Source organism: Streptomyces sp. N50, assembly GCF_033335955.1.
Lineage (GTDB): Bacteria > Actinomycetota > Actinomycetes > Streptomycetales > Streptomycetaceae > Streptomyces.
This window is the reverse complement of sequence record NZ_CP137549.1, coordinates 1,955,525-1,976,438: the sequence shown is the minus strand read 5'-3', so window position 1 is coordinate 1,976,438 and position 20,914 is coordinate 1,955,525. Positions and strand designations below refer to the sequence as shown.

The 20,914-nt window shown below is 72.3% G+C and carries 17 protein-coding genes and 1 pseudogene; 10 read left to right on the top strand and 8 right to left on the bottom strand.

From position 1 onward, the window contains the following. Positions 1-22: 22 nt before the first annotated feature. On the bottom strand, positions 23-706 hold the full coding sequence (locus tag R2B38_RS08475; RefSeq protein ID WP_318015671.1) for a hypothetical protein: 684 nt from the start codon (positions 704-706) through the stop codon (positions 23-25). Between the two features lie 38 nt (positions 707-744). Between R2B38_RS08475 and R2B38_RS08470 the strand changes: the two genes are divergently transcribed. The 3 genes from R2B38_RS08470 to R2B38_RS08460 all read left to right on the top strand — a co-directional run bounded on the left by R2B38_RS08470 (position 745) and on the right by R2B38_RS08460 (position 5,677). Then, positions 745-2,646, top strand: coding sequence for a toll/interleukin-1 receptor domain-containing protein (locus tag R2B38_RS08470; RefSeq protein ID WP_318015670.1), 1,902 nt, complete (start codon positions 745-747; stop codon positions 2,644-2,646). A gap of 124 nt (positions 2,647-2,770) precedes the next feature. Then, positions 2,771-3,544, top strand: a complete 774-nt coding sequence (locus tag R2B38_RS08465) for a nucleotidyltransferase domain-containing protein (RefSeq protein WP_318015669.1) — start codon at positions 2,771-2,773, stop codon at positions 3,542-3,544. Between the two features lie 267 nt (positions 3,545-3,811). Further along, complete coding sequence (locus tag R2B38_RS08460) at positions 3,812-5,677, top strand: FUSC family protein (protein WP_318015668.1); 1,866 nt, start codon at positions 3,812-3,814, stop codon at positions 5,675-5,677. 18 nt (positions 5,678-5,695) lie between these two features. Here the strand turns inward: R2B38_RS08460 and R2B38_RS08455 are convergent, their stop codons facing one another. Continuing rightward, entirely contained in the window at positions 5,696-6,646 is a 951-nt protein-coding gene (locus R2B38_RS08455) for an endonuclease/exonuclease/phosphatase family protein (protein ID WP_318015667.1), read from the bottom strand. Positions 6,647-6,805: 159 nt separating this feature from the next. Here R2B38_RS08455 and R2B38_RS08450 point away from each other — a divergent pair, with 159 nt between their 5' ends. The 4 genes from R2B38_RS08450 (at position 6,806) to R2B38_RS08435 (ending at position 10,505) form a co-directional block, all read left to right on the top strand. Continuing rightward, the gene (locus R2B38_RS08450; RefSeq protein WP_318015666.1) at positions 6,806-8,158 is read left to right on the top strand and encodes an amidohydrolase; all 1,353 of its coding nucleotides are present in this window, start codon (positions 6,806-6,808) and stop codon (positions 8,156-8,158) included. Positions 8,159-8,180: 22 nt separating this feature from the next. Continuing rightward, the gene (locus R2B38_RS08445; RefSeq protein WP_318015665.1) at positions 8,181-9,371 is read left to right on the top strand and encodes a cytochrome P450; all 1,191 of its coding nucleotides are present in this window, start codon (positions 8,181-8,183) and stop codon (positions 9,369-9,371) included. A gap of 91 nt (positions 9,372-9,462) precedes the next feature. Beyond that, positions 9,463-10,152: a DUF899 domain-containing protein gene (locus R2B38_RS08440; protein ID WP_318015664.1), complete on the top strand. Its 690-nt coding sequence runs from the start codon at positions 9,463-9,465 to the stop codon at positions 10,150-10,152. A gap of 170 nt (positions 10,153-10,322) precedes the next feature. Next, a complete protein-coding gene (locus R2B38_RS08435) occupies positions 10,323-10,505 on the top strand; it encodes a hypothetical protein (RefSeq protein WP_033287136.1) in 183 nt (60 codons plus the stop codon). 4 nt (positions 10,506-10,509) lie between these two features. Here R2B38_RS08435 and R2B38_RS08430 read toward each other — a convergent pair whose 3' ends face one another. From R2B38_RS08430 to R2B38_RS08420, 3 genes and pseudogenes are all read right to left on the bottom strand, one after another. Continuing rightward, positions 10,510-12,453 (bottom strand): ABC transporter ATP-binding protein, encoded by a 1,944-nt coding sequence (locus tag R2B38_RS08430; protein ID WP_318015663.1) that lies wholly within the window; start codon positions 12,451-12,453, stop codon positions 10,510-10,512. A gap of 246 nt (positions 12,454-12,699) precedes the next feature. Next, entirely contained in the window at positions 12,700-13,146 is a 447-nt protein-coding gene (locus tag R2B38_RS08425) for a hypothetical protein (RefSeq protein ID WP_318015662.1), read from the bottom strand. A 329-nt stretch (positions 13,147-13,475) separates the two neighbouring features. Beyond that, positions 13,476-14,084: pseudogene (locus R2B38_RS08420) on the bottom strand (ATP-binding protein); the annotation flags it as partial. A 347-nt stretch (positions 14,085-14,431) separates the two neighbouring features. Here R2B38_RS08420 and R2B38_RS08415 point away from each other — a divergent pair. The 3 genes from R2B38_RS08415 (at position 14,432) to R2B38_RS08405 (ending at position 16,457) form a co-directional block, all read left to right on the top strand. Next, a complete protein-coding gene (locus R2B38_RS08415) occupies positions 14,432-15,292 on the top strand; it encodes a helix-turn-helix domain-containing protein (RefSeq protein ID WP_318015661.1) in 861 nt (286 codons plus the stop codon). Continuing rightward, positions 15,293-15,547, top strand: a complete 255-nt coding sequence (locus tag R2B38_RS08410; RefSeq protein WP_019060458.1) for a DUF397 domain-containing protein — start codon at positions 15,293-15,295, stop codon at positions 15,545-15,547. A gap of 97 nt (positions 15,548-15,644) precedes the next feature. Continuing rightward, entirely contained in the window at positions 15,645-16,457 is an 813-nt protein-coding gene (locus R2B38_RS08405) for an SAM-dependent methyltransferase (protein ID WP_318015660.1), read from the top strand. 19 nt (positions 16,458-16,476) lie between these two features. Here R2B38_RS08405 and R2B38_RS08400 read toward each other — a convergent pair whose 3' ends face one another. The 3 genes from R2B38_RS08400 to R2B38_RS08390 all read right to left on the bottom strand — a co-directional run bounded on the left by R2B38_RS08400 (position 16,477) and on the right by R2B38_RS08390 (position 20,724). Then, positions 16,477-17,172 (bottom strand): fused DSP-PTPase phosphatase/NAD kinase-like protein, encoded by a 696-nt coding sequence (locus tag R2B38_RS08400; RefSeq protein ID WP_318015659.1) that lies wholly within the window; start codon positions 17,170-17,172, stop codon positions 16,477-16,479. A 112-nt stretch (positions 17,173-17,284) separates the two neighbouring features. Next, positions 17,285-18,202 carry a hypothetical protein gene (locus tag R2B38_RS08395; protein WP_318015658.1) on the bottom strand — a complete coding sequence of 306 codons (918 nt, stop codon included), beginning with the start codon at positions 18,200-18,202 and terminating at the stop codon, positions 17,285-17,287. Continuing rightward, positions 18,199-20,724, bottom strand: a complete 2,526-nt coding sequence (locus R2B38_RS08390) for a PEP/pyruvate-binding domain-containing protein (RefSeq protein ID WP_318015657.1) — start codon at positions 20,722-20,724, stop codon at positions 18,199-18,201. Before R2B38_RS08390 ends, R2B38_RS08395 begins: the two co-directional genes overlap by 4 nt. Positions 20,725-20,914 lie beyond the last annotated feature (190 nt).

Below are 20,914 nucleotides of genomic sequence, written 5' to 3'. Positions count from 1 at the left end.
ACTGACAATCGGCCCGACGGCCTCACGCGGCGAGCGTGACCTCAGACTCCGGAAGCGTCAGGAGTGTCAGGGGCGTTCGAAGCATCAGGACCTGTTTGAACCGCCGGGGGGGGGTGCCCCGATTCGCCCCTGTCGCCGCGTCCTCGGGAGTGCGCGGTGCGGGCAGGTCGATGAGGTCGCCGACCTCGGCCACCTCCTGCAAGGTCCGCGCCAAGGACCTCAGCACACCCCGCACCTCCGCGATCGCATCGCGCAGGGCGTCCGCGTGTTCCCACTCCCGCTCCCACGCCACCGGGTCGCGTCCTTCGGGCCGCTGGGACTCGTAGGCGGCGAGGCGGGGATGCCAGGTCGCGAGGAGGGGGCGCAGGACGCGGTTGAGGACCGTGACTGCGAGGACGGCGAAGCTGACGTGACCAGGAGGGACGGGCGGGGCGATCTGGGGCCCGTGGCGATGGAGGATGTCACGGGTGGTGCCGAAGAACGTGTAGAACGACGACAGCGCCTCACGCAGGAAGCCCTCGTCGGCGGCGAGTTCCTCGACCGACACGCGGGTGACGAGCTGCAGGTACAGCTCCCAGGCCGCGCTGCGCTCCGCGTCGGCCGGTTCCCAGGTGCCGGAGATCTCGCCGACGAACGGGATCGTCAGCCTGGCCGTGATCTGTGACGGACCGCCCGGACCCCGCCGCCTGCGCTGCCTGTGTCTCATGATCGCCCTCCCCGGTACCCACAGTAGGGTAAGCCGTCGTGTGGGATGTCTTCCTCAGCTACAGCCGCGGTGACGTGGAGCGGGTCCGACCGCTCGCGCAGGTGCTGCGCGACGGCGGCCTTGAGGTGTTCACCGACGAGACCGGGGTCGCCTCCTTCGCCGGCATCAGCGACACCATCCGACGCGAACTGGCCCGCTCCAAGGCGCTGCTCGCCTACTACTCCACCGGCTACCCCGAACGCGAGGCCTGCCAGTGGGAGTTGACCACGGCCTATCTGGCGGGCCTGGGGGAGGGCGATCCGCGCGGCCGCGTCATGGTCGTCAATCCCGAGCCGACCTCCGACCACATCCACCCCGTCGAACTCCGCGACGCCCGGCACGCCTCGGCCGACGACCCCGCCGCCCTGGTGGCCGACGTACGCGAGCACGTCGCGCGCCTCGACGGCCCGATGGCCATCCGGGAACGTGCCGTACGACGCTGGCTGTTGGGCTCCCCGGAGCCACGCCTCGACTTCCTGGGACGTCTCTCCGAGCTCTGGCAGGTGCACTCCGCCCTGCACGCCCACTCCGCGCCCCTCGTCACCGGCCGTGACGCCCCGCGCGCCGTACAGATCCGCGGCATGGCCGGCATCGGCAAGTCCGCGCTCGCCCAGGAGTACGCGCTCCGCTTCGAGGCGGCCTACCCCGGAGGTGTCTTCTGGGTGAGCGGGCAGGCCTACGACGACTCAGTGCGGGCCCTTTCCGACTCCGCCGCCGCCTCCTTGGGGGCCGACGGGCCGTTCCTGTGGATCGTCGACTCCGTCCCCGCCGACCGGCTCGCCGCCCGCGACATCGCCGCGATGGCGGCGCCCCACCCGCTCGGCCGCACCCTCTTCACCCTGCGCAGCCGCGCCTACGCCGGAATCGGCACCCCCGTAGACCTCGAACCGCTCGACGCCCTCCACGCGCGCGTGCTCGTCGGCGGTGACGAGTCGCTGGCCGAGGCGGTGGAGGGGCATCCGCTCGCCCTCGGACTCCTGGGGCGCGCGATCCGGGCCGGGCATCATCCGCGCGAACTGTACGACCGGCTGCACGCGCGCGGGGGTTCGCTTCTCGACACGCTCGCCGGGGCGGACGTGACCGGCGCCCTCGTACGGGACGTGGACACGGCGGAGGCCGCCGACGTCCTGCGTTGTGCCGCCGTACTGCACCCGTTGCCGCTGACGGTGGAGGACGCGGAACGAGTGCTCGCCGCCGTCGACCGGGTACCCAGGGCCGTCGCCGCCCGGCGGGCCGGGGACGGAGTCGGCGAACTGCGGGTGCGCAGCCTGCTGGCACCGGTGGCCGACGGCGGCTGGCGGCTCCACCCGGTCACCCTGCACGCCTGGCACCACCACGACCCGGCGCCCGCCCGCACCGAGTCCCTGCGGCACGCGGCCCTGCGCACTCTGTGCGGCCGCCGCGACCCGGTTACGCTGACCTTCCCCGGCAGCCGGAGGGAGGCACCCATGGCAGCACCCAGTGAGTCGGAGCGGATGGCCGCCTTCGACATCCAGGTCGAACTGGTCACCCGCATCGGGGTGCAGGAACTGGCACCGGGCACGGGCAGCCTGCGCGAGGCGCTGACCTCCCTGAAGTCCCTGATCGACTTCACGCGCGGCACGCTGCACACGTACAGCATCGGCCTCGAACGCGGCTCCGGCGCACCGACCGTCCAGAGCCTCGCCTACACCCTCATCAACGACACCATCCGCCCCTTCACCAGCACCTGGCACCCCCGCCTCGCCGCCTACGAGGCCCGCTGCCCGGCGGACACGGCCCCCCTCGACCACGAGGCCGCCTGGCCCCAGGCCGAGCCCATGCGCACCGAACTGACCGCCCTGCGCGAGCCGTTGCTGCGGATCGCGGAGGCGCTGGGGGATATCTCGGGAGCGGACTTCGGGATGGCGGCGGCGGGCTGAGCGGCCGCGCGGCGACGCGGGGTGCCGACCTGAAGCGTCGCGTTTTAACGCGTGGCGCCGAGCGCGCACTCTACGTACGCTCCCGCCAATCCCCGCCCCCAACAGACCAGTTGGAGCCCCAGCCGTGCCCGCACCCACACCCGCCGACGACGCGGACTTCCTCGACACCACCGCCGACCGCCTCGCCACCCTCCCCGCAGTCCAGGCCGTAGCCCTCGGTGGCTCCCGTGCCCAAGGCACTCACCGCCCCGACAGCGACTGGGACTTGGCGGTCTACTACCGCGGCCCCTTCGGCCCCGCCGACCTCCGCGCACTCGGGTGGGAAGGCGAGGTCTCCGAGGTCGGCGGATGGGGCGGCGGGGTCTTCAACGGGGGTGCCTGGCTGGCCATCGACGGGCGGCGCGTCGACGTGCACTATCGCGATCTCGACGTGGTGGAACGGGAGTTGGGGGAGGCGCAGGAGGGGCGTTTCCGGGTGGAGCCGCTGCTGTTCCATCTCGCCGGGATTCCCAGCTACTTGGTGGTCGCCGAGCTGGCGGTCAACCGTGTCCTGCGCGGTGAACTGCCGCGCCCGGACGGCTATCCCGCGAAGCTGCGGCTCGCCGCCGCCGAGCGTTGGTACGGCACCGCCGACGCCACCCTCGCGTACGCGCGGGCCAACCACGTCCCGAAGGGGCGGCTCACCGAGGTCGCCGGTGCGATCGCCGTGGCCGCCGCGCAGGCCGGGCACGGGGTGCTGGCGGCAAAGGGGGAGTGGGTGACGAACGAGAAGCGGTTGCTGGAGCGGGCCGGGCTGCGGGCGGTCGACGGCGTCGTGGCCGGGCTGCGCCCCGAACCGGATGTGCTTGATCGCGCGGTTTCCGACGCGGGGGCGCTGTTCGCGGCGGCGCGTTCATAAAGAAGCCGTGGGACATGAAGAAGCCGTGGGACATGAAGTAGACGTGGGAGCGCCCTTCTCGGCGTTGCGTTCATAAAGAAAGCGGCTCTACGGCCAACCTTCACACCGCCGAAATGCGCACGGCCCGTTCCGCGCCAGGCCGCGAACTACCGTGGACACCGCGGCTACCACCCCAGCCGCCCGCACCGGCTTCAGCACCCGCTCCAGCTACCGCCCCGGCCACCGTCGCCCGAAGGCACACCCCGCCCTCGTCAAGACAGGAGCCCTGTGTCCCGTCGTACCGCCGCGTTCTCGCTTCCGCCCTGGCTCGCCCACACGCTCCGTGCCCAGCGCGGGCCGGTTCCCTGGAGCGCGGTCACGCGCGGGGCGCTGGCCGCCGGGCCGTTGCTGATGGTCGCCGTGATCGTCGACCGCACGTCCCTCGGGGTGCTGGCCGCGCTCGGGGCGATGCTCGCCGGGATCAACGACCGGCCCGGCAGTCGGCGGGCCTCGGTCAAGCGGCTGGGCGGGCCCGCGCTCGCGGGTGCGGCGGGGCTGCTGATCGGGACGTACGCCGGGGCCCATGTGGGGGCTGTCGTGCTCACACTTCTCTTCACCGGGATCGGGCTGGTCGCCGGTGGGTTCAGTGCCATCGGGCCCGTCGCCTCCGGTGCCGGTACGCAACTGCTCGTCGCCTCCGCCATCGGCGCCGGGATGCCCCTGCCCGAACCGGGGTGGGAGCGCGCCCTCGCTTTTCTCGCCGGGGCCGCCTGGCTGGTCCTGCTGCGGCTGGCGCTGCCCACGCCCGGGGCCATCGCCGGTGACTACCGGTTCGACGGCGAGCGGGCCGCCGTAGCCGCCGTGTACGACGCGATCGCCGGGCTGCTCGACGCCAGCGGTGGGGCGGAGGCGACGGGGCGGCGCGCCGCGCTGACCGCCGCGCTCGATCACGCGCAGGACGCGCTCGCCGGGCCGCGGCTGCGGCGGTACGCCAGTTCGTCGGCCGAGCGGCGGCTGCACGGGCAGTATGCCGCCGCGCTGCCGCTCGCCGAGGCCGCGACCGCGATCGCCTGGGCCGGGGAGGCGGTGTCCGCCCGGGCGGGGGAGGGGCCGCGCCGGCTCGCCGCCGCCGTGCGGGACAACGCGCCCACCGGGCCACTGCCCGCGCCCAACCGTTCCGCGCCCGCGCTGCGCGCCCTCGACGACGCCCTGCTGCACGCCGCCGACGCCTTCGACCAGGCGGAGGGGAGCGCATCGAGTCTGCACACGCGTCGGCTTACGCCAACTGATGTGCTCCGTAAGGCTTTTGGGGCCGGGGGACGGGAGTACGGAATCCGAGTCGCCCTCTGTTTCGGGGCCAGCGTCGCCGTCGCGCAGGCGCTGCACCAGGCCCGCTGGTACGGGCAGCACGAGCACTGGTACTGGCTGCCCGCCACCGCCGTCTTCCTCGTCAAGCCCGACCTCGGGCCGCTCGCCTCGCGGGCGCTGAGCCGGGCGGCGGGGACCGTGCTGGGGGCGCTGGTGTTCGCCGGGTTCGCCGCCGTGCTGCCCCGGCCCGAGGGACTGATCGCGCTCGTGGCGCTCAGCGGTGCGCTGATTCCCGTCGCCACCCGGCACTTCGCCGCGCAGACCGCTGTCGTCACCGTCCTCGTGCTGTCCCTGGTGATGGTGGGCGGGGAACCGCAGGCCTCCGCGAGCCGGATCGGGGAGACGCTGCTGGCCTGCGCGATCGTGCTGATCGTCGGACATCTGCCGATGCCGGGGGAGCGCGGCGGGGGCGTACGCGCCCGGCTCGGGGCCGCGGGCGCCGCCGCGCACGCCTACCTCGTGCACGTCCTGAGCGAGTCCGACGACCGCGCCGAGCGCTGGACGCTGCGCCGCGAGGCCTACCGAACGCTCGCCGAGGCCCGCGGCGCCATCGCCGTCTCGGCCGCCGAACTCCCCGCCCTCGCCCGGCACACGGAGGGCACGGACGAGGTCGCGGCCGTCCTCGAACGGCTCGTCGACACGACCACTGCCTGCGCCGTCCATCTCGATGACGCGGGACGCCTGACGTCCCGCCACATCCAGCAACTCACCGAGCTGCTGGAGGAGTTCGAGCGGGGGCGGGGGCGGGTCGGGCTGCGTGCGATCCAACTGACCATCGCGGTCTAGGTACTTGGACCGGCCCGGTCAGTCCATCCGCACCCACACCGGCGCGTGGTCCGACCCCGGCGCCTCCCGCCGCTCCGCCGGATCCGGTCCCACCGACGGGAGTTGGGGCGCTCCCGCACCCGGCAGTCCCGTCCCCGCCGCCGTCACCCGGTGGACCAGGTGGTGGCTGGCCAGGATGTGGTCGATCAACTCGCGGCGCCCGGAGTTGATCCGGGAGTAGCGCTGGTCGGCGGGGATCAGCGGAGCCACGTCCCACAGGCGGACCGCGTCGCCCTGGTCGGCGCGGTCGTAGCCCGGCGTACCGATCTCCGAACCCGGCGGGCCGAGCAGGATCTGGGTGGTCGCGGCCTGCACCTCGTCGTTCATGTCGCCGAGCACCGCCACGTCCCGGGTACGGCCCTCACCGGCGAGGAGTTGGTCGGCCAGCGCGCGCAGGGTCGCCGCCTCGGCGGCCCGGCGGTAGAGGGCGTAGGCGCCGTAGCGGGCCCGTTCGCCCTCGTCGTGCGGGAAGAAACGGTCACCCGGGTACGTCAGCAGCTTCGACTTCAGGTGGGCCACCGCCACCGTCAGCGGACCGGTCGGCGTCTCGACCTCCACCGCCAGGAAGCCGCGGCCCGCGCCCGGTTCCTCGGCGCCCGAGTCGTCGGACTGCACCGGGCGCAGGTGGGCCGGGAACGTGTTCGTGTCGGCGACGACCCGCGGCTGCGTACGGCTGAGGAAGCCGACCCGGATGCCCCGGACGTCCGGGTGCGCGGAGGTGGCGGTGTGCCACTCGCCGTCCAGCATCCCGGCCAGGTCGTCGAGCGCGGCCGGGTCGCCGACCTCCTGGACGCCGAGCAGGACCGGGTCCAGTTCCGTAATCACGGCGGCGAGGGAGGCGAGCTTGGTCTCGTAGGTGGCCTTGTCCTTCGGGCCGGACGGGCCGCCGGGACGGAACAGGTTCTCCAGATTCCAGGTGCCGAGGAGCATGCGGGCCCCTTCCAGAAGCCTTGGTCGTGAAGCTCGGACGTGCGTCAGAAGCCTTGGTCGTGAGGCAAGCGTGCTGGTCCGGGGCGGCTCGCGACAGCGCCACGCCGGGATGCGCGGTTCGGCTCACGCGGGGCGAGGACGGCGTCGTACGTTGGGAGTGTGAGCGACTCTCCTGCCGACCTCCTCATCACCGGCTGCACCGTCCTTGTCCATGACGATCACGAGCGCATCCGCTTCGAACAGGACGCCGCGATCGTCGTACGGGACGGGCGCGTCGAGTCGGTGACCAGCGCGGCGGACGTGGTCGGACTCGCCGCCGTCGAACGCATCGACGCGCGCGGGCAGATCGCCCTCCCGGGGCTGGTCAACTGCCATACCCACGCGCCGATGGTCGCCCTGCGCGGGCTCGCCGAGGACCTGCCCACGGAGGAGTGGTTCAACGACGTCGTATGGCCCGTCGAGTCCAACCTCACTGAAAAGGATGTGGAGTTGGGGGCCCGGCTCGCCTGCGCCGAGATGATCCGCGCCGGGGTCACCTGCTTCGCCGACCACTACTTCTCCATGGATACGGTGGCCGAGGTCGTCGCCGAGTGTGGGATCCGCGCCGATCTCGGCGAGGCCTACTTCTCCTCCCAGGGTCCCCAAGGCCGGGAGAAATCCCTGGAGTTCGCGCTACGGCACCGGGGCACCGCCGACGGCCGCATCACCACCGCCCTCGCCCCGCACGCCCCCTACACGGTGACCGACGCCGACCTCGCCGCCACCGCCGAACTCGCCCTGGAACACGGCCTCCCCGTCCACATCCACGCCGCCGAGAACCGCGACCAGACCGACACCAGCCTCGCCCGCCACGGCCTCACCCCCATCGAAGTCCTCGACCGCGCGGGCCTGTTGGCCACCGACCTGCTCATCGCCCACGGCACCGGCATCACCGACCGCGACCTTCCCGTCCTGGAGCGCGCGAGCGGCCGTACGGCGGTCGCCACCGCGCCCCGGGGATACCTCAAGTTCGCCTGGCCGGACACCACTCCGATCCGTGCCCTGCGCGCCCTCGGCATCCCGGTCGGACTCGCCACGGACGGCGCCGCCTCCAACAACTCCCTCGACGTGTGGGAGTCGATGGCCCTCACGTCGCTGGTGCAGAAGTCCGCCGAAGGTGATCCGCGCTGGCTGACATTCCGTCAAGCCCTGCACCACGCCACGCTCCAGAGCGCCCGGGCGGTCGGCCTGGGTGACTCGATCGGGTCGATCGCGCCGGGGAGGCGGGCCGACATCATCCTCGTCGACCTCACCGGGCCGCACACCCAGCCCGTCCACGATCTCGCCGCCACCCTTGTGCACAGCGCCCGTTCCGCCGACGTCCGGACCACGATCGTCGACGGCCGGGTGCTCATGCGCGACCGCGAGCTGCTCACGCTCGATGTACCCGCTGTCGTACGGGAGTTGGAGGACCGTCTGCCCGCCCTCGTCGACCGGAGTCATGGCCGGCGGATCCAGGAATACGACACCTGAGCCGCGCCTCTAGGCTGTTCCCATGGATCTCGCGGACGGCCTTCTCGACCACCCGTACGACGTGTACCGGCGCCTGCGCGACAGCGCCCCCGTGCACCGCATCGCAGGCCCCGACGGCACCCCCGCCTGGCTCGTCACCCGGTACGACGACGTGCGGGAGGCGCTGGCCGATCTGCGGCTCTCGCTGGACAAGAGGCATGCCACGGGCGGGACTTACAAGGGGTTCTCGCTGCCACCCGCGCTCGACGCGAACCTCCTCAACATGGATCCGCCGGACCACACCCGCATCCGGCGCCTGGTCGGCCGCGCGTTCACCCCGCGCCGAACGGAGCAGCTCCGTACGCCGATCCGGCGCACCGCCGACCAACTCCTCGACGCGCTGGGGGAGTCGGGTGACACCGACCTCATCGCCTCCTACGCCGCACCGCTCCCGATCACCGTCATCTGCGACCTGCTCGGCGTGCCCGACCGGCACCGCCGGGACTTCCGGGTGTGGACCGACACCCTCGTCGCACCCGCCCCCGGGACACCGCCCGAGGCCGGCAAGCACGCGGTCGTCGCGATGCTCGGCTTCTTCACCCAACTCCTCGCCGACAAAAGGGAAGAGCCCGGTGATGATCTCCTTTCCGACCTGATCGCCGTGCGCGACGAAGGGGACCGGCTCAGCGAGGACGAGCTGATGTCCCTCGCCTTCCTCATCCTCTTCGCCGGGTACGAGAACACCGTCCAGCTCATCGGCAACGCCGTGCTCGCCCTGCTGCGACACCCCGAACAGCTGGCCGCGTTGCGCGCGGACCCCGGCCAACTCCCCGCCGCCGTAGAGGAGTTCCTGCGGTACGAAGGGCCCGCGCTGCTCGCCATCCGGCGTTTCCCGGTCGAGGACGTCACCATCGGCGGGGTCACCGTCCCCGCCGGCGAGACGGTCTGGGTGTCCGCGTCCGCCGCGAACCGGGACCCGGAGCGCTTCCCCGAGCCCGACCGGCTCGACCTCTCCCGTGACACCTCCGGGCATCTCGCGCTCGGGCACGGCATCCACTACTGCCTGGGTGCGCCGCTCGCCCGTGCCGAGACGGAGATCGCGCTGGCCGCGCTGCTGGAGCGGTTCCCGCGGCTGGAGTTGGGGGTGGGGGAGAGCGAGGTGCGGTGGCGGCCGTCGCTGCGCGCCCGGGGACTGCTCGCGCTTCCGGTGACGTACGCGACGAAGTCCCTCTGAAGTTTTTTTGGAGCTTTTCCCGGGACAGCGATGAGTTCCCGTCCTCCCCCCGGTCCACCCCTCAACGGACCGTTGTCACAGGAGGGCCCCCATGTCGCTTCCGGAGATCGTCTCGCGTGCGCAGTGGCGCGCGGCGCGCGAGGAACTGCTGGTCAAGGAGAAGGCGGCCACGCGCGCGCGGGACGCGCTCAACGCCGAGCGGCGCGGGCTGCCCATGGTGGAGGTCGACAAGGAGTACCTCTTCGAGGGCGGCGACGGGAAGGCCACCCTGCTCGACCTCTTCGAGGGGCGCGGTCAACTCGTCGTCTACCACTTCATGTTCGCGCCCGAGTGGGACGCGGGCTGCCGCAGCTGCTCGGCGTTCCTCGACCAGATCGGGCACCTGGCCCATCTGAAGGCGCGCGGTACGACGTTCGCCGCCGTGTCGAGGGCGCCGTACACGAAGATCCTGCCGTTCAAGGCGCGGATGGGGTGGACGCTGCCCTGGTACTCGTCCTTCGGCGGGGACTTCAACTGGGACTTCGAGGTCACGTTCGTCGGGGACGGGGAACCCGTCGAGCGGCCCGGTGTCAGCTGCTTCCTGCGGGACCGCGACCGGGTGTTCCACACCTACTCGGCCTATGAGCGCGGGCTCGACGGGCTCGGCTCGACCACCACCTTCCTGGATCTGACCGCGCTGGGGCGGCAGGAGGAGTGGGAGGAGCCGAAGGGGCGCGCGTCGGCGCTCGGGGCGCCCGCCGGCAGCGCGCGCGTGCTTTATCACGACGAGTACGAGGACTGATACGGAAAGTGCCGGGAAAGTACGCGACCGGGTGTCGACTATGTCTCAGTACCGTCACTTCGCGAGCCGTTCACCGTACTGTCGGCGTTTAACTCAGTGAGGCTTCACGACGGTCTCCTCCACGAGACGTCATGAGGCGCTCCGAGTTCAGCACGACAGGGAGGTACAAGGTGAACGGGCGAACGGTGCTTGAGAGCTTTCCCGCCGGCGGGCCGCGTGGCTCGTGGCCGGCGGAGGAGTTCGCGCAGGCGCGCCGTCTGGAGGGCCTGCAGGCTGAGGTCGTCATGGACATCGCGACCGACGCGTTCCTGGTCATCGTGCGCAGCGGCGACGTCGTGGACGTCGCCGCCTGAGAGGTCAGCCCGCCTTCGGGGCGGGCACCTTCGCCGTGAACTGGTCCGCCTGGAGCGCGTACAGCTCCGCGTACACCCCGCCGCTCGCGAGCAGTTCGTCGGGCGTCCCGGACTCCACCAGCCGCCCCTGATCCAGGACATGGACCAGATCCGCGTGGCGCACGGACGCCAGCCGGTGCGTGATCAGCACGACCGTCTGCCCGGTGCCGGCCAGCGCGCGGATCTTCTCGAAGACCTCCAGCTCGGCCCGGGCGTCGAGGGCCGCCGTCGGTTCGTCCACGATCAGGATGCGGCCCCTGCGGTAGGCGGCCCGGGCGATCCCGAGCCGCTGCCACTGACCGCCGGACAGCTCGTGCCCGCCGCTGAAGTTGCGGGCCAGCAGGGTGTCCAGACCGCGCGGCAGATCCGCGACCACGTCCTGCGCGCCGGCCTCGGCGACGGCCTCGGTCAGCCGCTCATCGGTGAGCGGCGCGGCTGACCGGCCGACGGCCACGTTGACGCGGGCGGTGAACGGCCAGCGCTTGAAGTTCTGCGCCACCATCGCGATCCGGTCGGCCAGTTGCTGCCGGTCCGCGTCCGCCGCGTCGACGCCGTCCCACAGGATCCGGCCCCGGTCCGGCCGGTACAGCCCGGCCAGCAGCTTCACCAGGGTCGTCTTGCCGGAGCCGTTCTCGCCGACCAGCGCGATGATCCGGCCGAGCGGGAGGGTGAGGGAGACATCGTCGAGCGCGGGGTGGGTGGCCTCGCCCGGGTAGCTGAACGTGACGTTCTCGAAGCGGATCTCCCGCGGCTCCTCGGGCAGCGCCGCCCCGCCGACCGGGATCGCCCACCCGGTCGCCTCCTCGTACAGCTTCTGCAGATCGCCGACGAACAGGGCCTCCTCGTGCAGCTGGTTCACCGCCAGGACGAGGGTGTCGAGGCTCGCGGAACCGGTGCGGATCGCGATCACCGCCGTACCCGCCACGGAGAGCGCCATTGCCCCGGACAGCAGGAGCCCGCCCAGCGTCGCGTACGTCGCCGCCGTCGCGAGGCCCGTCCAGGTGGCCGCGATCAGCCCCGTGCGGGCCGTGAGCCGGGCCAACCGGGCCTGTTCCGCCTCCGCGCTCTCCGACATCTCGTGGAAGTGGTGCAGCAGGAACGGCCCGACGCCGTGCACCCGGATCTCCGGGGCCGCCTCCGGCTCGGTGAGCAGCGAACCGATGAGACGGCCGGCCCGGACGTGCTGCACCCAGGTGTGGAACGACTCGTAGTGCCGCCGCGCGTTCGTCAGCGCGCCCCACGCGCTCGGCAGCGTCATCGTCGCCAGCAGCGGGAGCAGCGCCGGGTGCAGCACGGTCAGCACGCCCGCCGCCGCGATCAGCGAGATCAGCGCGTTCATGACGTTCGTCGCGTACGAGATCATGCGGCGGGCCGACATGGCGCCGTACTGCGCGGTGTCCAGCAGCTTGTGGAACGCGTGGTCCTCGATCGCGGCCAGCTCCACGGCCGCCGCCCGCTCCAGATACAGCTCGGTGGCGACCCGCTCCACCTTCGGTTCAAGGCGCCCGGTCGCGTACGTCGACGCGGCCCGCAGCAGCGCGCCCACCAGCATCACCGCGGCCATCGTGACCAGCGCGGGCGCGGCACCGCGCAGCCGGTCCGCGATGGCACCGCCGGTGATCAGCCGCCCCAGCACACTGTTGACCGCGAGCAGACTCACCGCCTGCGTGGCGCCCCGGCACGCCTCGGCCGCCAGCACGACCCGCGCGGCCCGCGGATCCGCCTGCCAGGCCAGCCGGAAACTCGACCGCAGCATCGCCGGCAACCGCGTCACCATCGACCGGAAGCTCAGCTCCAGAAACGCGTCGTTGTGCTGACTCCACCCCGTGTCGTACCGCAAAGGCCCACCGAACAGCAGCCGCTCCGACGCGGACGGCTCCCCGGCCCCCGAGTCACCCTTCCTCCCCACCGCCGACCTCCCCCGATCGTGGACGAACGGCCACTATCGCGGGGTGGGGCGGGTGCGGGGGAGAGCGCGGGAAGCTGAGGCGGCAGCGCGCGGGCGTACGCGGGGAGAAAGGAGAGACGGGCAGCCGATGTGCGGCGCAGCCGCACGAGCCCAGGGGCGCGGGGCTGTATCGACTAGCGGCTCCGCCGCGGGGCGCGCCCAGCCCCCACCGAACCGTCAGCCAAAATCCGCTCAACCCGCGGAGCGCTACGCGCTGATGGGCCGCGACCAAGAAGGCGTAGTCCCCGTAACCCGACAAACCGCCAGGTACAACGGAATCGGCGGCGTATACGGCAGCTTCCCGTCCGGCCTGTGGATGAGACCGGGCGCCCGAGCCGAGTCCGGCACCAGCGCCCCCGTGGTGTACCGCGCCGGCGCGGGCCAGTCCAGGGCGTAGTCGGAGTCGGACGGGACGATCCACCACCAGTGCGCCTCGTCGGCGTAGACACAGCCGACGCGCGGCAGCCGGGGCAGCACCAGCGGCCCGAACCGCGCGGGCACCGCCACCGCGTCACAGCCGAGCGGCGCGGTCATGCCCTCGGGGACGGCCAGCCGACGGGGCGTACCGGCCGGCCCGTGCAGTGCGCGCCCCAGCCGGACCAGCGTGTCGAGACTGAGCACCTGGCCGGGACCGGACACGCCGCTCACACCCATTCGACTCCCGTCCCGAAATCCCCGAACCCACTGGATTCCCCGATGTCCACGGAGTCCGGGAGGTCGCCGGCGTCCTGGTGTCCCCGGCCCCTGAAGAGACCCGTGGTCTCCTGACCGAGGCCCCCGAAGTGGCCCGCGCCCTCCCGGCCCCGCGTACCGGAGTCGGACCCACGAGCAGGACCACCTCCGGTTTGGTGCTCCCGGCCCCCGAAGCCGCCGAGGTCCAGACCTCCGAAGTCGCCGGCACCCCCATGCCCGCTGCCGGAGGCACCCCCATGCCCCCGCCCCGGAAATACGCCCAGATCCTCGAATGCCCCGAAGTGTGCCGTCGCCTCGTCCTCGTCGCCCGAACCGCCCGACGGACCCGGCTTGGGTCGTGCGCCCCAACCCAGGTCGTTGAGCGGTACGGAACTGTCGTGGACGGGGGCCGGGTGGTGGCCGTGCGCCGGGTCCGCCTGCCGTGGCAGGTCGGCCCAGACCAGCAGGCCGGGTCCGTGTTCCTGGGCGCCCCAGGCCCGGCAGAGCCCGTCGATGAGAAGCAGTCCCCTCCCGTGCTCCTCATCGGGCCGCTGCGGGGAAGGGCGCGGCTCACCGGGAGCGCAGCCCTCGTCACGGACGGCTATCCGTACCAGGTCGTCGCCATCGTGCAGCTCGCAGACTATGTGGCTGCTCGCGGTGTGCACGATCGCGTTGGTGACCAGCTCGGAGACGACCAGAACCGCCGTGTCGCAGGTGTCCTCGCACACGGACCAGCCGGACAGCCGGGCCCGCGTCAGGCGTCTCGCCTGGGCCGGGGAACCCGGATGTGCGGCCAGCTCGAACCGGAACCGGCGCTCGGCAGCGGCCCCACCAGGGACGGCTCCCGCGGCGGCACCGAGACCGAGGCGGCCTGCGGCGGCGTCTGTTCCTAAGGGCGCGGACGGAATCACGCTTGCCACTATCGCCCCGCCGTGAACACTTGGCAAGTGTCACTATGAAAAATGCAGAGTGCCGTATGACGCTCTGCACGGTCGTGGCACACTGCTCGCAACAGAAAGTCGCGCGGCGCCAGTTGGGATCTCCGGAGGTCTGTCCCGATCTTCGAATGAGTCTTCGAATGGCGCCGCAGGGCTGTCAGGATTCGGTTCGCCAGGATCGGTCCGTCGGGCCGCGAGAACCCTTTCGCCGGGCTGTACGGACGTATGCGCTGTCCGTACTCAACCCATTACCCGGCACTTCTCGCTCAGCAGTCGGCACTCAGGTCATTACCCGGTACTCATTCGTGACTCATTCGTGGAGGTGGAGCGTGAGCGAGCCGCGGTCCGCACCGACGGTCGGCCAGGTCGTCCTCGGCCGGCGCCTGCTGGACCTGCGGGAACGCGCGGGGCTCAAGCGCGAGGAGGCCGCCCGCGTCCTCCGTGTCGCCCCCGCCACGGTCCGCCGCATGGAGATGGCGGAGGTCTCCCTCAAGATCCCCTACCTCCAGCTCCTCCTGAAGTCCTACGGCGTCTCCGACGAGGAGGCCGAGGCCTTCGTCCAGCTCGCGGAGGAGGCCAACCGGCCCGGCTGGTGGCAGCGCTTCCACGACATCCTGCCCGGCTGGTTCTCGATGCACGTCAGCCTGGAGGGCGCGGCCGCGCTCATCAGGGCGTACGAACCGCACTTCGTGCCCGGGCTGCTGCAGACCGAGGACTACGCCCGCGGAGTGCTGAAGTCCGGTGCCATCGGCCAGACCGAGCCCGACGACATCGAGCGCCACGTCGATCTGCGGATGCAGCGCCAGGACCTGCTCACCCGTCCCGACGCGCCGCGCTTCTGGGTCGTCATGGACGAGACCGCCCTGCGCCGCCCGGTCGGCGGCCCGGAGGTGATGCGGGCCCAGATCGACAAACTGCTCGACGCCACGAAGCTGCCCAACGTGACCCTGCAGGTCGCCCCGTTCTCCTCGGGGCCGCACCCGGGCACGTACGGGCCCTTCGTGCTGTTCCGATTTGCCATGTCAGAACTGCCGGACATGGTCTACAGCGAGTACCTGACCGGCGCCGTCTATCTGGACGCGCGCGAAGAGGTGGCGACCCATCTCGAGGTCATGGACCGCATGGCGGCGCAGGCCGCTACGGCACATCGCACGAAGGAGATCCTCAAGGATCTCCGCAAGGAGCTGTGAATGGATCGCATCAAGCCGCGTATGAGCGTCTACAACGGTATGCCCGCGCGGGACTTGGGAAGCGAAGGCTGGCACAAGCCGTGGAGCGGCGGCAACGGCGGCAACTGCCTGGAGGCGATGAAGCTCGCCGACGGCCGGATCGCCGTCCGTCAGTCCACCGACCCGGACGGGCCGGCCCTGATCTACACGACCGACGAGATGACGGCGTTCATCGAGGGGGCGAAAGCGGGCGAGGCGGACTTCTTGCTGTCCTGAGCCGACGAGCTTGTGCTGAATGCTTTTTCCTTACCGAACCTCCTTATTTTGGTACCGACTTGATCACATGTTGCTTTAAGAGCTTATGGAGCACGCCATGACCGTGCGGCCCACCGGCGAGACCAACAGGATCGACACCAGCAGGCCCCACCCCGCCCGCATGTACGACTGGTATCTCGGCGGCAAGGACAACTACCCCGTCGACGCCGAGATGGGCCGCCAGATGCTCGCCCTCGACCCGAGGGTGCCGGTCATGGCACGTGTCAACCGCGCGTTCACGCACCGGGCCACCCGCTGGCTCACCGAGCACGGCGTACGGCAGTTCCTGGACATCGGCACGGGCATCCCGACCGAGCCGAACCTGCACCAGGTCGCACAGGCCGTCGCGCCCGGGGCACGTGTCGTCTACTGCGACAACGACCCGGCCGTGCTGGCCCATTCGGCGGCCCTGCTGCGCGGCACACCCGAGGGCGCCACCGCGTATGCGCAGGCCGATGTGCGCGATCCCGACGCCGTCATCGAGGCCGCGCGAGCGGTCCTCGACCTCACCCGGCCCGTCGCCCTGTCCCTCGTCGCACTGCTGCACTTCGTCCCCGACGAGGACGGCGCGCACGAGCTGGTCGACGGCCTGCTGTCCCAACTCCCCAGCGGCAGCTACCTGATGATGACCCACGCCACCGCCGACTTCACCCCGGAGGAGTCGACGGCGGCGGTCGAGAAGCTCACGGCGGCGGGCATCACCCTGACCCTCCGCCCCCGCGCCGGCTTCGCCCGCTTCTTCACCGGCCTCGACCTGGTCGAGCCCGGCGTGACGGTGGTCGACCAGTGGCATCCGGAGCTGGGCGAGCCGGTGCCGGGCCAGAACGACGGCACGATTCCGGGCTACGGCGCGGTGGGGCGCAAGCCCTGACCCCGCCCGGTGCCGGGCTTCAGAACCACGACAGCATGCGGCGCGGGGCGTCCACCAGTCGGCTGACGGCGACCACCGGGAACGGCGGCTGCTCCAGCCGGCCCGGGCCCCGGCCGAGGCTCAGCGCGTAGTAGATCTGCTCGATCGACGGCGGCCCGACGGCGAGATTCCGCCGGACCGCCGACGCCGCCGACGCCTCCCCGGTCCGCACGAGATACGCCGCCGCCATCGTCCCCGTACGGCCCACCCCCGCACCGCAGTGCACGAACACCGGCCCGGCCGCCGACGCGACGACGTCGAGAAACCGCCGTACCTGCACGGGAGTTGGCGTCTGCCCGTCCCGAATGGGCAGTCGTACGACGTCCAAGCCGGCCCTGCCCGGTTCGGCGAGCTGCGCCGCGCTCAGGTCCTCGGCCCGCAGATCCACGACGGTGGTGAAGCCGAGGCGGGCCAACTCCCGGTAGCCGCCGGGGGAGGGAGCGGCGCCTCGCCACAACTTCCCCTCGGTGTCCACGGGTTGGAAGTGCTGGATGCCCTGCACGGTACGGGTCCCGGGAGGTGGCGGGGTCTCCTCGCGTACCCAGTACGACAGCGCGAGGATGCCCAGCGCGCCGGTGGCCCACAGGGCGAGGTAGCCGAGGGCGACGACGAGGAGCAGCCTCATCGCACGTCTGGGCAGGCGGAGTCGGGGCGTGGGCGTGAGGACGGTTGCCATGGGCGGCCCGGGGTGCTCGGGGACGGGGGCGCCTTGGCATCGTACGTCCGCATGGTGTGTTCCGGCGGGCTGTGGCCTGCTGTCCGGCGTCCGCTCTGCGCGTCCGTCCCGTTCAGTCGTCGTCCGCGTCCGTGTCGCCCATGCCCATCACCGTGAGGTGGGCGCGGTCGAGGGCCGCGTCCTCCAGGCAGCCGCGCAGCCGCATCCGGTCGTGTTCGGCGAGCGCGGGCCGTACGACCCCGGCGAACATGCCGTCACCGAGGCTGCCGAGGGTGGCGTGGTTCAGCGGCACGGAGGTGGAGTCCCGGCAGCGTTCCCAGACCTGCTGCGCGGCGAGGGCCTGCCGTTCGGCGGTCATGTCCGCACCCCGCACGTCGACTTGGACCAGCACCGAGGTCGCCTCCGAATCGCTCGCGCTCTGCTCCCGGGTCTGGGTGAGATCGGCGAGGCCGACGACGAGCGCGGCGAGCAGCGCGGCGCCGACGACACCGACGACGGCCGTGCGGGCGACGCGGCCCTTGGAACGTCGGCCCAGCGCGGGCCGGTCCTCCAACTCGCCCACCGACGTGCCCGGTTCGGGGACGGCGAGGACGGCCAGGCGTCCCGCGAGGCGCCGTTCGGCCGGGCGTCCGGTCGCGGCGGCGATCCGCTGCACCACCCAGGCCAGCCCGGACAGCAACACCCCGGTGACCATGAGGACGGGCACGAAGACGTACGTACGGTCGGCGGTGTCCTCCAGCCAGCGGAAGCGGGCGCCGTCGCGCTCGGCGGACGTCTGCCGTAGCCGACCCAGCACGTCCTCCTGACGTGCCGTCAACTCCCTTTGCCTGGCGTCACTTTCCTTCACCCGTTCCTCGATCCGGGTGAGCCGGGCGAGCAGCACGATGCCGAGCAGCATCACTTCGACGACCAGGAGCAGGATTCCGCAGAGGATGGCTCGCTGCCATTGCCAGCGGTAGAGGTAGACGACTAGGTAGGTCCCCGCTCCGGCGGCGGCCAGGCTTCCGAAGACGTAGGCGATGCGTCTCATCGTCCGTCCCCTGTCCGCTCGTTGCCCGTCCGGGCCTCTTCCGGGCGTACGTCACCGGTGGTGCCGTCGACGGCGACGCGTGAACCGGGCGGGAAGCGCCGTACCGCGTCGGTCGTGCCGACCACGGCAGGCAACCCGAACTCCCGTGCCAGCACCGCGAGATGGGACAACGGGCTGCCGGTCTGGGCGACCAGCGCGGTGAGGCGGGGCAGGAGCGGGGCGAGTGCCGGGTCGAGGGTGCGGACGACGAGCACGGGGTCGGTGGGGCGCGGCCCGGTCCCGTCCCAGACCGTCCCTACGGCGCGTCCGCCGGAGACGCCCCGGCCGTCACCGTCAGTGGTGCCCTTGCCGCCGGTGCCCGTGCGTTCGGCGACCACCGTGCCCGCCGCCGACAGTCGGAAGGCGTCCGGCAACGGCGGTGACTCGGCCTGCGGCACGCGTTCGAGAAGGTCACCAGGCAGGGGTTCGCCGTCGAGTACGGCGGCCAACTCCGGCCAGCGCAGCAGCCCTACGCGATCCGCGGCGGCCAGGCCGAGCCTGCGCGCGGCCTCTCGCACGAGGCGTACCTGTAGCTCTTGGACCCAGCGGATGCGGAGGCGGAGGGATTCTCGGGGTGGGAGGGAGGGGGTGCGGCCTGTGGTGAGGGGGAGGGGGCTGGGGGAGTGGTGGTTCGTTGGTGCGGGTGCGGGTGCGGGTGCGGGTGCGGGTGCGGGTGCGGGTGCGGGCGTTGGTGTTGGTGTTGGTGTTGGTGAGAGCGTGGGCGTCGGCTTTGGGGAGGGGCCGTTGCTTCCGAGTGCCGGCGTGGGGGCGGACCCTGGCATCCGGTCGCCGGGGTCGCTCTCCCGGCTTGGTCGGGCGGCCGGTGTCTGTTGCTGGAGAGGGGTGTTCGGTGTCTGCTGCTCGGGAGAGGCGCCCGGGGTTCTCCGCTGGGGAGGGGCGCTCGGGGTTCTCCGCTGGGGAGGGGCGCCCGGGGTTCTCCGCTCGGCCGGCGCGACCGGCCGTTGTTCCAGGCCGGTGTTTCCGGCATCCGGCGCTGAGCCCTGCGGCAAGCGCCCCCGCTCCTGCCCCTGCCCCCGCCCCCGCAAGCTCGGTGCCGTGAGTGCCAGCACGCTCGGCGCGACGGCTGCTGCCTGGTCGTCCGGGATGCCAAGGGCCCGTGTCTCCGCGAGGGCGGTCAGGGCGGCCCCCGCCGCTGTGCGGGACTTGGGCGGCTCGTGCAACAGGGCGCCCGCGAGGGCCTCTTGGGCGTGCAGGGAGACCAAGGCGGCGCGGGTCCAGCGGAGTTGGGCGGCCAGGTCGGGGCCGGTGAGTTCCGCGGGGGCCGGGACCTGGACGAGGCGGCGGTCGACGTCCGCCACGAGGTCAGCGGACAGCCCGGGCAGTGCCGCCGTGAGTCGGCCGACCCGCCAGGCCGCGCCGAGCCGCCGTGCTCCCGGCGCCGGGTTGAGGAGGGCGAGCCCCCGGCGCCTGGGCGGGGCCGCGCCGAGCAGCCGTAGGTCGGCCGCGGCCCAGCCGCCGACCGTCGTGACGACCGGTACCGTACGCAGCAGCCGACGCGGTGCGCTGCCCGCGATGTCCAGCGCGGCGGTCAGCCCGCGGGCCATCGGTGTGACCCACAAGTCCTCTTCCAGCGGCTGGAGTTGGCCCGGCAGCGTCTCCGCGACCGGCCCGGGCCCGAGCAACCGCGCCCCGCGCGAAGGCCGCGCCGCCATGGCGGTGATCGGCCGGCTCTGGAACAACCACAGCCGTCCGCCCCCGACTTGATCCCCGTCCTCGTCGAACCCGAACCCGAACCCGAATCCGAACCCGAACTCGATGTCCTGCGGCCCTCCGAACACCCGCCGTGCCCGGCGCGCGAGCCGGGCCAGTCGCCGTAGTTCGGAGGGCGTGAGCAGCGCGTCGGCAGTCGGTGGCTCGGTGCGCAGCAACCGCCCCCGTCGGCTCAACCAGTAATCGGTACCGGCCTGTTCACCACTGACCAGACTGTCCGGACCGCCGCGCACCGCGCTCACCAGCATCCGGTCGGCACGCCCCTCGACGGGATCGGCGCCGAACATCACCCCGCCGACCCGAGCCGTCAGCATCGGCTGCACCAGCACCGCCATCGGCGCGGTGGACCCGTCGGGCCGGTGCGCCGAATCGAGCACCGTCCGCACGGCCGTACGGAAGGCGGACCACCCGCGCACATCGAGCACGGAGGCGAACTGCCCGGCCAGGGACGACTGTTCGGTGTCCTCCTGGGGTGAGGAGGACCGTACGACGAGGGGCCGCGCCCCGGAATCGGAGAGGTCCCGCCAGGCGCGGCGCAGGGTGGCGGGGTCGTCGCCCGCGCCCTCGGGGATCACGAACCCGGGAAGCACGGGCAGTCCCGCCCGGGCCGCGCGGGCGAGGTTGGCCGCCTTGGAACCGGCGAACAGGGGCTCTATCGCCGTGAGTTGGCCGAGGGGGACGGTGGCGTCCGGGCGGTACGCCCCCTCCGCCTCCCGCGCGTCCTCGCCATGACGTTCGTCGAGCGTCGTCATCAACACCCTCCAGGACCGACCGCCAACAGGGGGGACGCGCGGGGGTGGCCCTGCGCCTGACGACGGAACGAAGGATGGGGGCGCCGCCGCGCCCGACCCCACTCCGGGCCGACCACGACTCGCCTCCTACGCCGATGATCCCACCGCAGTTGGCCCACAGGTCGGCCGGAAGTCACTTTCCCGCCCGCCG

Coding starts and splice junctions, on each gene's coding strand:
- R2B38_RS08475 (WP_318015671.1), bottom strand. CDS start 706: ATGAGACACAGGCAGCGCAGGCGGCGGGGTCCGGGCGGTCCGTCACAG.
- R2B38_RS08455 (WP_318015667.1), bottom strand. CDS start 6,646: ATGCTCCTCGGCACCTGGAATCTGGAGAACCTGTTCCGTCCCGGCGGC.
- R2B38_RS08445 (WP_318015665.1), top strand. CDS start 8,181: ATGGATCTCGCGGACGGCCTTCTCGACCACCCGTACGACGTGTACCGG.
- R2B38_RS08440 (WP_318015664.1), top strand. CDS start 9,463: ATGTCGCTTCCGGAGATCGTCTCGCGTGCGCAGTGGCGCGCGGCGCGC.
- R2B38_RS08425 (WP_318015662.1), bottom strand. CDS start 13,146: ATGGGTGTGAGCGGCGTGTCCGGTCCCGGCCAGGTGCTCAGTCTCGAC.
- R2B38_RS08410 (WP_019060458.1), top strand. CDS start 15,293: ATGGATCGCATCAAGCCGCGTATGAGCGTCTACAACGGTATGCCCGCG.
- R2B38_RS08405 (WP_318015660.1), top strand. CDS start 15,645: ATGACCGTGCGGCCCACCGGCGAGACCAACAGGATCGACACCAGCAGG.
- R2B38_RS08400 (WP_318015659.1), bottom strand. CDS start 17,172: ATGGCAACCGTCCTCACGCCCACGCCCCGACTCCGCCTGCCCAGACGT.
- R2B38_RS08395 (WP_318015658.1), bottom strand. CDS start 18,202: ATGAGACGCATCGCCTACGTCTTCGGAAGCCTGGCCGCCGCCGGAGCG.
- R2B38_RS08390 (WP_318015657.1), bottom strand. CDS start 20,724: ATGACGACGCTCGACGAACGTCATGGCGAGGACGCGCGGGAGGCGGAG.